We start from the raw sequence: 14024 nt of genomic DNA, 5'->3' as shown, positions 1-14024 counted from the left end.
CGCTGCCAACCCGCTCAGGCCTTGTGGACCTCCACCAGCCGGACGTCCTTCAGGGCGCCGTTGTCCACGGAGGCGGTCATGTAGGTGCAGGCGGGCTGCCGGCGGCGGTCCGTCGGCGAACCTGGGTTGAGCAGGCGCAGACCGCGGGCGGACGTGGTGTCCCACGGAATATGGCTGTGGCCGAACACCAGGACATCCGCTTCGGGGTACAAGGCTTCACACCGCGCCTCCCGCCCTTTGGCCTGCCCGGTCTCGTGCACCATCACAAAACGCACTCCCTCCAGCGTCACCTCAGCCGTCTCAGGGAGCCGACTGCGAAGTTCCGGCCCGTCATTGTTGCCGTAGACGCCCACCAGTGCGCGGCTCCGGTGCTCAAACTCGTCCAGGACCGATGCCGCCACCCAGTCGCCTGCGTGAAAGACCACGTCAGCACTCTCGACGGCGGCCCATACCTGGGCGGGCAGGCTGCGGGCACGCTTGGGGACATGGGTATCGGCGACCAGCACGAGGTTGAGCGGCATGCAGGAAATCCTGCCATGTCCCGCGTACCGGCGCCCTTTCCCGCGGCCGTCTCCGTGGGCCCCGGAGGCTGCCCCCTATTCCCTTCCCTCTTTTTCCGTGGCCCCTTTTTCAGCGGCGGAGGCCAGTCGTAATCTGGGCTTGGAGGTGATTGCCATGGAGGCAGCGCAGGGCGACCGCATCATTGTGCATGGCAGGACGGTGGGTGCGACGGACCGGCATGGAGTGATCCTTGAGGTACGCGGCCAGGGCGGAACTCCGCCTTACCTGGTCCGCTTCGACGACGGACACGAGACCATCATGTACCCGGGCGGCGATTTCGCAGTGGAGCGGGGGCACGGGAACCAGGACGGGCCGTAACCAGCCTGGCCGTAAGCAAGGATGGCCGGAACCGCGCCCTTGCGGGTGCGCCGCGTCCGGTGCACCTGTCAGACTGGGGCGATGGATCATTTTCAGGCGTCCACCGCATCTTCCACCCCGCCAGTCCGTACCGGACCCCGTGACCCTGGTGATGCCTGGGTTGAGGGCGGCCACGGCCGCTTCTGGGGGCGGTTCGGAGCGGCGGGGGTACTCGCCTACGATCCGCAGAAGGGCGTGCTGCTCCAGCATCGCGCCGTCTGGAGCCACAATGGCGGAACCTGGGGCCTGCCGGGCGGGGCGCTGCACGAGGGCGAGGAGCCGGTGACGGGCGCGCTCCGCGAGGCGTACGAGGAAGCCGCGGTGCCGGCCGGAAAGGTCGAGGTCCTCTTCACCTCGTTGCTGGACCTCGGCTACTGGTCCTACACCACGGTGGTGGTGCTGGTGAAGCAGCCTTTCGATCCCGTGATCAGCGATCCGGAGAGCCTTGAACTGCGCTGGGTGCCGCTGCCGGAGGTCACCGGACTGGAACTGCACCCGGGTTTCGGAACCGCCTGGCCGGGTCTGCGGGCGCGGCTGGAGTCCTAGTAGTCGGGCCCGTATTCCGCGGTGACCAGGATGGGGAGATGGTCCGAGTTTCCGCGCGGCAGCGTTTCCACACTCTCAATGTCAAGGCCCAGTGACGTGGCGAAGTCGAAGTGGCCTTTGAACACTTTGTAGCGCGTGTAGGTCCGCCGGTTGCTCAGCGACAGGGCGTACCCTGAGTTCTTCATGTGCACGTGCAGGTTCTTGGTGAAGAACGGGTAGTTGAAGTCGCCCACCATCAGCGTCATCAGTCCCTTGCCCATGCTGAGCAGTTCCGCATGGGCGGCGTGGATCTGCTTGCGGCGCAGCGAGTTCGACGCTGTGAGCGGCGCGGCATGGAATGAGCCAATGACCAGTTCATGCTGGGTTTCGTTGTCCATGACCCGGGTCCCGATCAGCCGTTCATGGGCAGGGGCCAGGACCCGGTCATGCATCGACTTCTTGAGTGCGAATGACTGGGTGTCCAGTGCGGTGAAGCGGCTGGTCCGGTAGTAGATGGCCAACCCCAGCCGGTTGCCTTTGGTGGCGTCTGCCAGGTGCAGCGGGCCCAGCGTTTCCGGGAGGTCGCTGGCGTCCACCTCCTGGAGGCAGAGTGCGTCAATATCGTGGTTCCGCGCCAAGGCGAGGAGTTCACCGCTCGCCTTGTGCTTGCGGAGGTTGTAACTGATGACGCGCATGGAACACCTCTTCCGAGGGTTGCTGACAGGACCAGTTCCTGAGTCTAGTCGGATGCAACCCGTCAGGGTCCAACATTTCGCCGCGTCCCGGATCAGGCGCCGTGCCCGAAGATGCGGCGCAGCACGCGGCCCTGCCGGATAGAGTTAAGCCCGATTCACTGGAATACTCCGGAAGGGCCACCGTTGACCGCAGACCTGGCTGAACTGGCCGAAGGAAACTCCTATTACGTGGACCAGGGCGGGGGACGCTTCCAGTCCACGATCCACGCCCAGGGCGCATGGAACGCGCACGAGCAGCACATGGCGCCCGCGTCCGGGCTGATGGCCGACTGCCTGGAACGGCACCAGCCCCGGGCTGACATGCGGATGGCGCGGATCAGCTACGAGATCCTGGGCCTCATCCCCGGCGGCAGCTTTCACATCGAAACCGCCACGCTGCGGCCTGGAAAGACCATCGAACTCCTGCAGGCAGAACTGGTCGCCGGCGGCAGGACGGCCATCCGGGCCACCGCCTGGCGCCTTGTCACCAGCGATACAACCGCAGTGGCTGCCGTCGAGGACCTTCCCATCCCCGGGCCCGACGACTGCAAGCCCTATGACGGCGCCTCCGTCTGGCCGGGCGGCTACATCCGCTCCCTGGAAATGCGGGTGGCCGAGGGGCACCGGCCCGGAGCCGGAAAGGTATGGCTCAGGACGGAGCACCCACTGACCGACCGTGCGGACAGCGGCGACCTTGCCCGCCTCATGGGGCTGGTGGACACCGCCAACGGTATTGCAGCCCGCGTACCTCCCGGCAGGGACAGCTACGCCTTCCCCAATCTTGACCTCCAAGTCCACATGTACCGCCGCCCCGAAGGGGAGTGGCTGGGCCTGGACAACGCTGTCTCATTCGGCCGGGACGGAATTGGCCTGACGTCCACTGTCCTGCACGACCTCCAAGGACCGTTCGGCCGGGCCGAGCAGATTCTCACGCTGCGCCGGACCTGAACCGCCCGGCCCGTTTTGGTCCCGCCGCAGAAAAGCGGAGCAGCCCTCGATTCCGCAGTTGCGCGGATGTATCGTTGAGTATCGTTGTATATCGTTCGGGGTGACCTAAGGGAGCTGGCCATGCGAGACTCATACCCGGCCGCCGGGTTCGGCGCCAACAACATCGACGGCATCTTCCAGGCTGTCGAGGAACTGCGTTCACGCTTCGAAAAGCGTGTCGGCACCCGCGCCGGAAAAGGCGAAGTGCGGGCAGCAGTGCTGGCCCTCCTCGCGGAACGCCCAATGCACGGGTACCAGATCATCCGCGAGATCGAAGAGCGCAGCGGCGGCAGCTGGAAACCGAGCGCGGGCTCTGTCTACCCCACGCTCCAGCTGCTGGCCGACGAAGGCTCCATCACCGCCGAAGAATCCAACGGCCGCAAAATCTACTCCCTAACGGAAGCGGGCCGCGCGGAGGCCGCGGACCAGCAGGGGGCATCGCCCTGGGCAGCAGCGGGAACGCCCCCAGGCGCCGGCTTCGGGTCCCTGCCCAGGGCCGGCGTTGAACTTGCGCAGGCCACGGCCCAGGTGGGCCGCTCCGGCTCACCGGAACAGGTGCAGCAGGCTGTAGCTGTGCTGGATGAGGCGCGCCGCCGGATTTACGCCATCCTCGCCCAGGGCTGACGCCGGTGCAGCCACTCCACCGGGAGTCCGCAGTCCGGGCGCCAGGCGCAGGTGACACCCGGGCGCGGTACCGGCGCATCCTGCGGTTTGCTGCCTGGAACCTGGCAGTGGCCTGGTGGTTTGAGCTGTTCCTCCCCAAGGTTGGGTTTGCCAGGATCGCCGAGCGGACGCGCTCCCGCCGGATGCAGCGCTTCGCCCGGCGTTTCCACACGCTGGCGGTTGAGCTGGGCGGGCTCATGATCAAGGTGGGACAGTTCCTGTCATCGAGGCTTGACATCCTTCCGCCCGAAATTACCAACGAACTTGAGGGCCTGCAGGACGAGGTGCCACCGGTGGCTTTCCCTGCCATCCGGGCACTTGCCGAGCAGGAACTGGGTGCCACCCTCGAGCAGGTCTTCGCCTTCGTTGATGAAACGCCGATCGCTGCGGCATCACTGGGCCAGGCACACCGGGCGCGGCTTCTTCCACCCGATTCGGCCGAAACCGGGTTCAAGGACGTGGTAATTAAGGTCCAGCGGCCCGGCATCGACGCGATAGTGGACGTGGACCTGGCAGCACTGCGCCGGGTGGCCGGATGGCTTAGCCGCTTCCGCCTGGTAGCCGACAGGGCAGACATGCCCGCCCTCGTGGAGGAATTCGCGCAGACCAGCTTCGAGGAAATCGACTACCTCCACGAGGCCGCCAACTCCGAGCGCTTTGCGGCTGACTTTGCCGGCGACAGCCGGGTAGGCGTGCCCAGCGTCGCCTGGGAGCGGTGCACCCGCCGCGTCCTCACCCTGGAGGACGTCACCGCCATCAAGATCACCGATGCTGCTGCCCTCAGCGGGGCGGGAATCAATCCGGCTGACGTGGCGCCGGTCTTCGCATCCGTCATGTTCGACCAGCTGTTCACCAACGGCTTTTTCCATGCAGACCCGCACCCCGGCAATATCTTCGTGACGCCCGGACCCCCCGGTGCCGGCGGACACCCGTGGAAACTGACCTTCATCGACTTCGGCATGATGGGCGAGGTTCCGGCCTCGACGCGCCGCGGCCTGCGCAAGCTGCTGATCGCCGCAGCCGCGCGGGACGGCAAAGGACTCGTGGCCGCCATCCGCGACGTTGGTGTGCTGGTACCGTCGGCTGACACCGTCGAACTGGAACGGGCCATGACGCACCTATTCGCCCGCTTCGGCGGTATGGGTTTCGCCGAGCTCCGCGAGGTGGATCCCCGGGAGTTCCGGGACTTCGCGGTGGAATTCGGCGATGTGGTGCGCTCCCTTCCATTCCAGCTGCCGGAGAACTTCCTGCTCATCATCCGGGCGATGTCATTGACCTCGGGCGTCTGCAGTTCACTGGACGCCAGGTTCAACTTGTGGGACTCGGTGGAACCGTACGCGGACCAGCTGCTGCGCGATGAGCGCGGCAACCTTGTCCAGGACGCTGCCCGGCAGGCGCTGGACGCCGCCGCGCTTGCCGTCCGGCTGCCGGGGCGTCTGGACGGCCTCATCACCCGCCTTGAGGACGGCACGCTCGCAATGGCCACTCCGCGCCTTGAGCGGCACGTGGCGAGGCTTGACCGCACGGCCCGGCGGACGGCGTCGTCCTTGGTCTTTGGCGCCCTGCTGGTGGCCGGTGCCCTGGTCCGGCCTGATGACGCGGCACTGGGCAACGTGCTGATGATGGCGTCTGTGCTACCGCTGCTGCATGGACTGTGGGTGGGGCGCCGGGGGCTCTGAACCGGCTTCGGTGCCAAGCGGTGGACAAGCCATGGAACTCCACGGCGTAACCTAGGTGTGGTTTGCGCAGGCGGGCCACGAGGAATTGCACAATGACCAGAGGGAGCTTGGCGCAGATGAACGACGGCGGTTCCGGACCCCGCACCCTGACGGTGGTGCGGCAGGAAGAGTCGCTGGGCGCCGGGCGGGACCTGGAATTCGGCCTGGAACTGCTGGGTAAAGCCAGGAGCGGCGGGATGGGCCCAACGCTGCGGCTGTACCGGCCGGCTCCAACGGTGGCGTTTGGCCAGCGCGACACCCGGCTGCCGGGATTCGAGGCCGCTGCCCAGGCCTGCCGGGACAACGGCTTCGAACCCCTGGTCCGGAGGGCCGGCGGGCGGGCAGCCGCATACCACCGGGGAACCCTTGTGGTGGACCACATCGAGCCGGACGAGGACGCCATCGCCGGCTCCAAAACCCGGTTCGCCTACTTCGGGGAACTGTTCGCGGACGCCCTGCGCCGCGTGGGAGTGCACGCAGCGGTGGGTGAGATCCCCGGCGAGTACTGCCCCGGCGAGTTCAGCGTGCACGGCACCGACGCGCTCGACCGCACGCACCAGGTGAAGCTGGTGGGCACCGCGCAGCGCGTGGTATCCGGCGGATGGCTCTTCAGTTCCGTCATCGTGGTGGAAAACTCGGCACCGATCCGGAAAGTCCTGACGGACAGCTACGCGGCCCTGGGGCTCGAGTGGGACCCCGCCACCGCCGGGGCAGTGGATGATCTTGTTCCCGGAGTGGACGTCTCCGCCGTGGAGCAGGCACTGCTGGCCACCTATGCGGGCCACGCCACCTTGGCGCCCGCTCCGTTCAGCAGCCTCGGTGCATGACCAACCCTGGAGAAAAAAGAACGGGACCGGCACGAATGCCGGTCCCGTTCATTCCCAGGACGCGCCTGGCACGGCGCGCCCTGCTTGCAGCCTAGGCTGCGAGGCGCGTCTTGACTTCTGCTGCTGACGGGTTGGTGGCCGCTGTGCCGTCCGGGAAAAGGACCGTGGGCACAGTGCGGTTGCCGCCATTGAGCTGCTCCACGAGTTCGGCCGTTCCTTCCACTTCCTCGATGTTGATCTCGGTGTAACCGATGCCCTGCGCATCCAACTGCTTCTTCAGCCGGTTGCAGTAACCGCACCAGGTGGTGGAAAACATCGTGATGCTGCCGGATTCGGGAGTGAAGTCCATAAGTTTCTCCTATGAGTCGTTCAGGGGTTCCTTCCCTTCAACGGTAGCGTGCATGCCGCTATTCCCCCGCCCATAGGGCGCTGCGCGCTTCATATGGCTTCCGGATGACAGCCCCTGCGTGCGATGGCATGCTGGAGCCATGTGTGGACGCTATGTAATGGCACGTGCCGTGGGGGACCTCCTAGCCGAGTTCGACGCCGAACTGGAAGAGGAAGTGGACATCCCGCCGTCATGGAACGTGGCGCCCACCGATGATGTGCCGATAGTGCTGGAGCGGCTGGTTGACGACAGCCGGGAACGCAAGGTGCGCCAGCTTCATGTGGCACGGTGGGGGCTTGTCCCTTCATGGGCCAAAGACCCGGGGATCGGCTCACGGATGATCAACGCCCGGAGCGAGTCCGTCCTGGAAAAGCCGGCTTTCCGCAAAGCCATCCAGTCGCGACGCTGCGCGGTCCCGGCCGATGGCTACTACGAGTGGAAACAAGGGCGCGGCAAATCCAAGCAGCCCTACTATGTGCATCCCGGGGAAGGCAGGGGACTGGTCTTCGCGGGACTTTACGAGTGGTGGAAGGACCCCTCCTGGCCCGCAGGGGAGCCAGGCGGCTGGATGCTCTCCACCTCCATCCTGACAACTGACACGCCCCCGCCGGGCAGTGAATCAACGGTGTTTGGAAAGTTAACCGAGCTTCACGACCGTGTGCCCCTGCCCATGGACAAAGCCACGATGCAGGCGTGGCTCGATCCCCAGGCGGATGACGCCGCCGGACTGGTGGACCTTGTCCGAGCCGGCGTCAAGGACGTCGCGGCGGACTGGCACGTGGATTCGGTAGGCAAGGAAGTCGGCAACGTCCGGAACAACGGGCCGCAGCTCATCCAGCCCGTGGAAGCGCTGTTCTAGGCGCCCCCGTTTCCAGTAGCCCCTGCCCGCCCGCAGCCGGGGGCTAGACGGTAACCGTGCCGCCGTCGTCCACGGTCCACGTGGGGTTGTATGCCACTTCCCACCGGAAGCCGTCAGGGTCCGCAAAGTAGCCGCTGTACCCGCCCCAGGGCTGCGTGATGGGCTCCGAGATGATGTCCGCCCCTGCTGCCGCCGCCTCTTCAAGGACCCTGTCCACATCCTCCGTGCCCGGAACGTTGTGGCTGAGCGTGATGCAGGGGACAGGGCCGGGCGGACCTACGCCGGCGTCGGCCTGCATCTGGCGCACGTCCCACAGCGAGAGCACCAGCCCGTGGTTCACCTGGATGAACACCACATCCCCGGGAACCTCGCGGTGGACCGGCCAGCCAAGGCCGTCAACGTAGAACGCGCGTGACGCAGCCACGCTGCGGACGCCTAATGAAATGAAGTCGACTCTGGGCTGCATGGTTCGATACTGTCAGACGATGGCGACAATTCAAGGGAACGATCGGGATGCATTGGCCGACAAGGAACAGCTCGCTGCCGTCCGGGTCGCCGTGGACGAGGTGGATGACCAGATTGTTACCCTCATCGCCCGCCGTGAGCGGCTGATCCGGATCGCGGGAACGCTCAAGGGCGATGACGCGGAAGTCCGGGCCCCGGGGCGCGTGGAGCGGATCATCGAACACGTCCGCTCGGCCGCCGAAAAGAAGGACATCGATCCGGACATCGTGGAGTCCACCTACCGGGCGATGATTTCAGGGTTCATCGAACTCGAGTTGCGGGTCCACAAAGAAAACAGCTGAACGGCTGCCTTCAGGAGGCCTCGAACGCTTCCTCCACCGGCACGCCTGACTGGAACTCCCGGCCGTCCGCCTCGCTGAAGGCGGACATCACGTGTCCCTGGCCGAGGCCATTAATGGCCGTGCGGGGAAAATGCCCGGTGATCCTGTTTTCGGAGTGGGTGACCCCGGCAAGGTCATAGTTTTCTTCCAGGCCCTGTTCCCGGTTGAACGAGTAGAAGGCGATGGCCTCCCCGTTCATGAATTCAATGCAAAGCCGCCGCTGCGTCGAATAATCCGGGGTGGCCCCCACCAGTCCCACCACGTAGGCGCCCGATCCCGGAATGGTCCCGTCGATATCGAACGTTGCCACCAGGGTGGAGTCCTGGGCCTGGATTTTTGCCTGCTTGAGGAGTGCGTCATCGGTACTCATGGCACCATCCTGCTCCCTGGCGTTCTGTCCGTCCACCCCGGCAGCTGACAGAAAAGGGGCCGGAGGTGCTTCCGCAGCACCTCCGGCCCCCCTGCATCTTCATCTGCACTCAGGCTGTGGTGGTGTTCAGGCGCAGGTGACGTCCACAAAATAGGTGTGGTCACCCTCGGCGTGGTCCGCCACTGTCACGCTGACGTTGGCCCAGCCACGGTTGCCGTTCACTGCCTTTCCGGCAGGCGGCTGGACGGAAACAATCGTGCAGCCGGGCTGGCTGTTGACCCGGATGCCGTGGGTTCCCGGCTCCACCGCTTCAAAATGGGCCTCGTGGAAGGCAAGGACGGCGGGGTTCCATTCAGAGTATTTGGTGTTGCTGGCGCCGTTGGTATCGGTCCAGTGTGCCGCGTACCCGTCCATGGCTACACCGTTCTTCCAGAACCGGACATCGATTTCGACGATCAGGGGATGCCTGACCTTGAAGTTGTCAGTCTTGCTGTACCTGGGGACGAAGCAGTGCCTGGCACTTGGCGCACTGCAGTCCAGCAGGTTGGTGGGGGAGACCCACACCTTGTAGACGCCGCCGTTGTTAGGGGTGTCGTTGTAAGGGAAGAGCTGGACGGTAAGGCCGCCGTCCTCCGTGCTGGTCCCGGTGACGTGGGCGCAGGCGCCGGATACGGTGTTGCTCGTTATGACTCCGCTGGCATCGACCGTGAACTGCCGGCAGGCGACCGGGTCCGTGGACAGGAGGGTCTCTCCGGAGGGGTCGGTCACCTGGAACGAGTAGGTCCCGGCGGGAAGTCCGGCGGCGTCTTTCGGGGCGTTAATGCCTGGGCCGCCATTGAGGTAGACGTCCTCCTTTGAGTCGTAGATGTTGAGGTTGACGGGGTTGCCGCTTGCATCGGTAGTGAAGATGGCCCCGGAGAGCTGGGTGGAGGGTGGAGCAGCGGTGGCAGGGCTGCCCAGCATCGCCATGGAAGCGAGAACGATGCTGCCGGGAATGACTAGCTTTCTGAACATTGTTTTTGCCTCGGATCTGTGGGTCCCATTGACTCTGACGCGCATTCAGCGCGGATCTCAAGGCAGAGGCGCGCTGCGAAAAACCCCTGGCGGGGTTTATCGTCGGCTGCACCTCAGATGGGGGAATAGTACGCCCGGCGGGATTGATGCGCAATGGTGCATGATGCCGCTGCCCGAAGCCTTCCGCGGCAGCAGTGCCCCTGTCTATGCGTCCACTTCAGCAAGGCGTAGACTGGTGCTATTCGAACACATCTTCGAATACTAACCCGGTCCACAGCCAAGCCATGGAGGCGCAATTGGGCATGTTCAGTGAATCCGTGGATGTGGCCTGTGGTTCCGACGGCAAGCCGATCAGCGTCCAGTGGGCTGGGCGTTCCTACTCAGTGTGCGCAGAACCGACTCGCTGGTATGAGCGCCGCAACTGGTGGGCGGAAGAAAGCCGTGCACCCTTAGGGAGCGGACCAGGACTTGTGGATCACGAAATCTGGCGTGTCCAGGTACTGCCGTCCACTGCCGGTGTACCCGGCGCCCACGATGAAACCCTCACCCTGGACCTCACCCGCCATCTCAGCAGCGGCCGCTGGCGGCTCCTGCGGATCCACGATGCACTCCGGCCAAGAACAGCATGAGTTTTACCCATCTTCACGTTTCAACAGCTTTCAGTGCCCACTACGGCGTCTCCTGGCCTGAAGAACTGGCCCAGGCGGCAGCGGCTGACGGCGCAACAGCTCTCGCCTGCACCGACAGGGACGGCCTGTACGGGACCATCAAACATCTCAAGGCTTGCATGGCCGCGGGCATCGATCCCATCGTGGGGGTGGACCTTACGGTATTTGACGACGACGGCGACCACCGCACCCAGGTGGCGGGCAGGGTGGTGGTGCTCGCGCGGGGCAACAACAACGGTGCTGGCTACCGGGCACTTTGCCGGTTGATTTCCGATGCCCATGCCAGGACGTCAGGAAAATCCGGAGGTGCTGTACCGGTGGCTGTCACCCGGGCTGAACTTGCTTCACGGACCCTTGACCCCCAGACATTGAAGCCTGTGTTGGCTGTCCTGGTCGGGCCGCATTCCGACGTCGGACGAGCCATGGGCGGGCGGCGGTACCTTCGTCCGCGCACCCTCTTCAAGCAATGGCTGGACGCCATGCCCGCCGGAACGCTGGTAGCGGAAATTGTTTCGCAGCTCAGCATGCCGGGAACGCCGCTGAGCACAGCCCATGCTGTCCGCATGCTCAAGCTGGCGGAAGAGCACCAGGTTCCGGCTGTCCTGACCAACGCCGTCAGGTACTGTGCTGCCGACGGTGCCCCCACAGCCGATGTGCTCGACTCTGCACGTACCTTGAAATCCCTCCCCGAACTGGCCGAAGAACCCCTGCTCCAGCCAACCGGGCAGGGGTGGCTGAAATCCTCTGCCGAAATGCTCCAGCTGGGGAAGGAAATCATTTCTGCGGCAGGTTACGGAGCAGCCGACCTCAAACAACTGATGGCACAGACTGAGGCGCTCGCCGATCTCTGCCGGATTGATCCCGCCTCTGATATGGGGTGGAAGCAGCCGGTGGTGCCTGAGGCTTCCGTTATTGGGATCAGCCAGGACCCGCACCTTGAACTGGTCCAGCGGTGCCAGGCGGGAATCGGCAGGCGGTTTCCGGGAATCAGCGGTGCTGACGGGGAGAAGATGCTTGCCCGGCTGGAGCACGAACTTGGCATCATCCGGAACCTCGGTTTCTCCTCCTACTTCCTGACGGTCGCGGAGGTATCCCGGATGATCCAGGACATGGGGGTGCGGGCAGCTGCCAGGGGGTCGGGAGCCTCAAGCCTGGTCAACTACCTGATCGATGTCAGCCAGGTGAACCCCCTGCAGCACGACCTGATCTTTGAACGCTTCCTGTCGCAGGACCGCGCCACCCTGCCCGACATTGATATCGATGTTGAAAGCGCCGAGCGGCACAACGTCTACCACCGCATCTTCGAACGCTTCGGTGCTGAACGGGTCACGCTGATGAGCATGCAAAACGGTTACCGTGCCAGGGGAGCCGTCCGGGACGCCGGACTGGCACTGGGCATGGACGACGGCGAGGTGGGAGAGATTGCCAAGCAGCTCTGGCGGTTCTCGGCCAGGAAATTCCGCGAAGCGCTCCAGGAAAAACCCGAACTCAGGGAGTTCGCCGGCCGGGTGGAACAACGGGACATGCACGGGAACCAGCAGCTCGACCTGCTGGTTGACCTGACGGAACGCCTGGACAGGCTGCCCCGCCACATCTCCATGCATCCCTGCGGCGTGATCCTGGGCGATGCCACGCTCCTGGACCGCACTCCAGTCCAGCCCAGCGGCCTGGGACTGCCCATGAGCCAGTTCGACAAGCACGACATGGATCCCATGGGCATGCTCAAGCTCGACGTCCTGGGCGTCAGGATGCAAAGTGCCATGGCCTTTGCCGTCCGGGAAATCATCCGCATCCATCCCTCAAAACAGGAAGTGGTGGCTGCCGGGGGACATTCGTCCGGAATGGACGGTACCGGCCCGGAGTACATTGCCGAAAACGGCCGCATCGACCTCAATGCTGTTCCCCTGGATGATGAGCCCACTTTTGAGCTCATCCGCAGCACCCATACCCTGGGCTGCTTCCAGATTGAGTCCCCGGGTCAGCGTGAGCTCATTGGCAAAATGGCGCCACGGGAATTCAACGATCTGATCATCGACATCTCCCTCTTCCGCCCAGGGCCAATGAAGTCAGACATGGTCCGGCCCTTCCTGGAACACCGGCACGGGTTTGCTCCCGAGGTCTACCCGCACCCGCTCCTGAAGCCGGTACTTCAGGAAACCCACGGGGTCACCGTATTCCACGAACAAATCCTGCGGACATTCGACGTGATGACCGGGTGCGGACTTGCCAAAGCCGATGAATTCCGCCGGGCCCTCAGCAGCGAAGCGGGGGTGTCCCAGGTGGAGGAGTATTTCCGGATGCATGCCAAGGAAAAAGGCTTCCAGCCCGATGTGGTGGATAAGGTCTGGGAAACCCTGAAGTCCTTTGCCAGCTTCGGTTTCTGCAAAGCCCATGGTGCCGCCTTTGCCGTCCCCACTTACCAGTCAGCCTGGCTGAAAACGCACCATCCCGAAGCTTTCCTTGCCGGATTGTGGGAACACGATCCGGGCATGTATCCCAAAAGACTGCTGGTTGCGGAGGCCAGGCGCCTTGGCATCCCGATCCTTCCGCTGGACATCAACCGCAGCAAGGCAGAATACCGGGTGGAAAAAATCACCAGTGGCCCGGATGCGGGGAAGCTGGGAATCAGGCTCAGCCTCAATGGGATCTACGGACTGTCCGCAGCCGAACTGAAGCGGATCGTGGCCGGCCAGCCCTACGATTCCCTTGCTGACCTGAGGAACCGTTCAAGGGTCAGCAAGCCCAGCATTAAGCGGCTGGCCCAGCTGGGCGCCTTTGATTCGCTGCACCGGGAGGCAGGGGGCACTGCCAACCGGGCAGACCTGGTCCAGCACCTGCAAAAGCTCCAGGGGTCCAACAGCGGGCGGAAGGGCGTGGAAGTGCTCGAGGGGCAGCTTTCCCTGCCGCTGGGCGATGTTGAACTGCGCAACGTCAAACCGGGGCTTCCAGCTCTATCCTTGGTGGACAATGTGCGCGCCGAGCTTGACCTGATGGCCGTGGATGTCAGCAGCCACCTGATGGACAGCCACCGGCCCATGCTGAACAGGCTGGGTGTGGTCACCGCGGACAAGCTCCTGGGCCTTCGCAATGGGACGGAAGTACTGGTGGCCGGGGTGCGCGTGGCAACACAAACACCACCCATGCGGGGCGGCAGGCGCGTCGTTTTCATCAGCATCGACGACGGCACAGGCTGTATCGATTCGGTCTTCTTCCATGAGGCACAGGAAAATGCCGGAATGCTCCTGTTCGGTACCCGCCTTCTGCTGATCCGCGGAACCACCAGACGGACCGGGCCGCGGGGCATCAGCCTGAGCGCGAGCATGGCCTGGGACCTGAGCCGCACCGAAACCCTGCCGTTCCAGGATTCCCAGGGGCAGGAACCTGACGCCCCGCACCCCCTGGATGGAATCAGCAGGAGCCTTGCCATCACGGGATTCAGCGGCTGATCCCTCCGTGCGCCGCGTTGGTCGGGCCTCAATCGAACCGATAGCATTGACGATGGCTGGCT

At 64.6% G+C, this 14024-nt stretch carries 16 protein-coding genes; 10 read left to right on the top strand and 6 right to left on the bottom strand.

Annotation, left to right across the window (positions count from 1 at the left end; translation table 11 throughout):
- Positions 1–14: 14 nt before the first annotated feature.
- Positions 15–521, bottom strand: a complete 507-nt coding sequence (locus ASPHE3_RS10175) for a metallophosphoesterase family protein (RefSeq protein ID WP_013601144.1) — start codon at positions 519–521, stop codon at positions 15–17.
- A gap of 154 nt (positions 522–675) precedes the next feature.
- Between ASPHE3_RS10175 and ASPHE3_RS10170 the strand changes: the two genes are divergently transcribed.
- Together ASPHE3_RS10170 and ASPHE3_RS10165 are read left to right on the top strand one after the other, a co-directional pair.
- The gene (locus tag ASPHE3_RS10170; RefSeq protein WP_041652079.1) at positions 676–879 is read left to right on the top strand and encodes a DUF1918 domain-containing protein; all 204 of its coding nucleotides are present in this window, start codon (positions 676–678) and stop codon (positions 877–879) included.
- Positions 880–960: 81 nt separating this feature from the next.
- Positions 961–1464 (top strand): NUDIX domain-containing protein, encoded by a 504-nt coding sequence (locus tag ASPHE3_RS10165; protein ID WP_013601142.1) that lies wholly within the window; start codon positions 961–963, stop codon positions 1462–1464.
- On the opposite strand, the gene ASPHE3_RS10160 is transcribed toward ASPHE3_RS10165, so the two are convergent.
- Positions 1461–2138, bottom strand: coding sequence for an endonuclease/exonuclease/phosphatase family protein (locus tag ASPHE3_RS10160; protein WP_013601141.1), 678 nt, complete (start codon positions 2136–2138; stop codon positions 1461–1463). The two genes, ASPHE3_RS10165 and ASPHE3_RS10160, sit on opposite strands and share 4 nt — an antisense overlap.
- 183 nt (positions 2139–2321) lie before the next feature.
- On the opposite strand from ASPHE3_RS10160, the gene ASPHE3_RS10155 reads away from it, so the two are divergent.
- The 4 genes from ASPHE3_RS10155 to ASPHE3_RS10140 all read left to right on the top strand — a co-directional run bounded on the left by ASPHE3_RS10155 (position 2322) and on the right by ASPHE3_RS10140 (position 6372).
- Entirely contained in the window at positions 2322–3125 is an 804-nt protein-coding gene (locus ASPHE3_RS10155) for a thioesterase family protein (RefSeq protein ID WP_013601140.1), read from the top strand.
- Positions 3126–3245: 120 nt separating this feature from the next.
- Positions 3246–3788: a PadR family transcriptional regulator gene (locus ASPHE3_RS10150; protein WP_013601139.1), complete on the top strand. Its 543-nt coding sequence runs from the start codon at positions 3246–3248 to the stop codon at positions 3786–3788.
- A 5-nt stretch (positions 3789–3793) separates the two neighbouring features.
- Positions 3794–5506, top strand: a complete 1713-nt coding sequence (locus ASPHE3_RS10145) for an ABC1 kinase family protein (protein ID WP_013601138.1) — start codon at positions 3794–3796, stop codon at positions 5504–5506.
- A 116-nt stretch (positions 5507–5622) separates the two neighbouring features.
- Positions 5623–6372 carry a lipoate--protein ligase family protein gene (locus ASPHE3_RS10140; protein WP_013601137.1) on the top strand — a complete coding sequence of 250 codons (750 nt, stop codon included), beginning with the start codon at positions 5623–5625 and terminating at the stop codon, positions 6370–6372.
- Positions 6373–6463: 91 nt separating this feature from the next.
- Here ASPHE3_RS10140 and ASPHE3_RS10135 read toward each other — a convergent pair whose 3' ends face one another.
- Positions 6464–6721: a mycoredoxin gene (locus ASPHE3_RS10135; protein ID WP_013601136.1), complete on the bottom strand. Its 258-nt coding sequence runs from the start codon at positions 6719–6721 to the stop codon at positions 6464–6466.
- Between the two features lie 139 nt (positions 6722–6860).
- On the opposite strand from ASPHE3_RS10135, the gene ASPHE3_RS10130 reads away from it, so the two are divergent.
- Positions 6861–7619, top strand: coding sequence for an SOS response-associated peptidase (locus tag ASPHE3_RS10130; protein WP_081459837.1), 759 nt, complete (start codon positions 6861–6863; stop codon positions 7617–7619).
- Between the two features lie 43 nt (positions 7620–7662).
- Here the strand turns inward: ASPHE3_RS10130 and ASPHE3_RS10125 are convergent, their stop codons facing one another.
- The gene (locus ASPHE3_RS10125) at positions 7663–8085 is read right to left on the bottom strand and encodes a VOC family protein (protein ID WP_013601134.1); all 423 of its coding nucleotides are present in this window, start codon (positions 8083–8085) and stop codon (positions 7663–7665) included.
- 19 nt (positions 8086–8104) lie between these two features.
- Here ASPHE3_RS10125 and ASPHE3_RS10120 point away from each other — a divergent pair, with 19 nt between their 5' ends.
- Positions 8105–8425 (top strand): chorismate mutase, encoded by a 321-nt coding sequence (locus ASPHE3_RS10120; RefSeq protein WP_041652078.1) that lies wholly within the window; start codon positions 8105–8107, stop codon positions 8423–8425.
- 10 nt (positions 8426–8435) lie between these two features.
- Here the strand turns inward: ASPHE3_RS10120 and ASPHE3_RS10115 are convergent, their stop codons facing one another.
- Positions 8436–8834 (bottom strand): hypothetical protein, encoded by a 399-nt coding sequence (locus ASPHE3_RS10115; protein WP_013601132.1) that lies wholly within the window; start codon positions 8832–8834, stop codon positions 8436–8438.
- Positions 8835–8960: 126 nt separating this feature from the next.
- On the bottom strand, positions 8961–9848 hold the full coding sequence (locus ASPHE3_RS10110; protein ID WP_013601131.1) for a flagellar hook assembly protein FlgD: 888 nt from the start codon (positions 9846–9848) through the stop codon (positions 8961–8963).
- A 296-nt stretch (positions 9849–10144) separates the two neighbouring features.
- On the opposite strand from ASPHE3_RS10110, the gene ASPHE3_RS21455 reads away from it, so the two are divergent.
- The gene (locus ASPHE3_RS21455; protein ID WP_081459836.1) at positions 10145–10477 is read left to right on the top strand and encodes a DUF6504 family protein; all 333 of its coding nucleotides are present in this window, start codon (positions 10145–10147) and stop codon (positions 10475–10477) included.
- Positions 10474–13962 (top strand): DNA polymerase III subunit alpha, encoded by a 3489-nt coding sequence (locus ASPHE3_RS10105; RefSeq protein WP_013601129.1) that lies wholly within the window; start codon positions 10474–10476, stop codon positions 13960–13962. Before ASPHE3_RS21455 ends, ASPHE3_RS10105 begins: the two co-directional genes overlap by 4 nt.
- Positions 13963–14024: the final 62 nt, after the last annotated feature.

The organism is Pseudarthrobacter phenanthrenivorans Sphe3 (genome assembly GCF_000189535.1).
Lineage (GTDB): Bacteria > Actinomycetota > Actinomycetes > Actinomycetales > Micrococcaceae > Arthrobacter > Arthrobacter phenanthrenivorans.
Note: the sequence above shows the minus strand (reverse complement) of the source record. Positions and strands in the feature narration are given on the sequence as shown.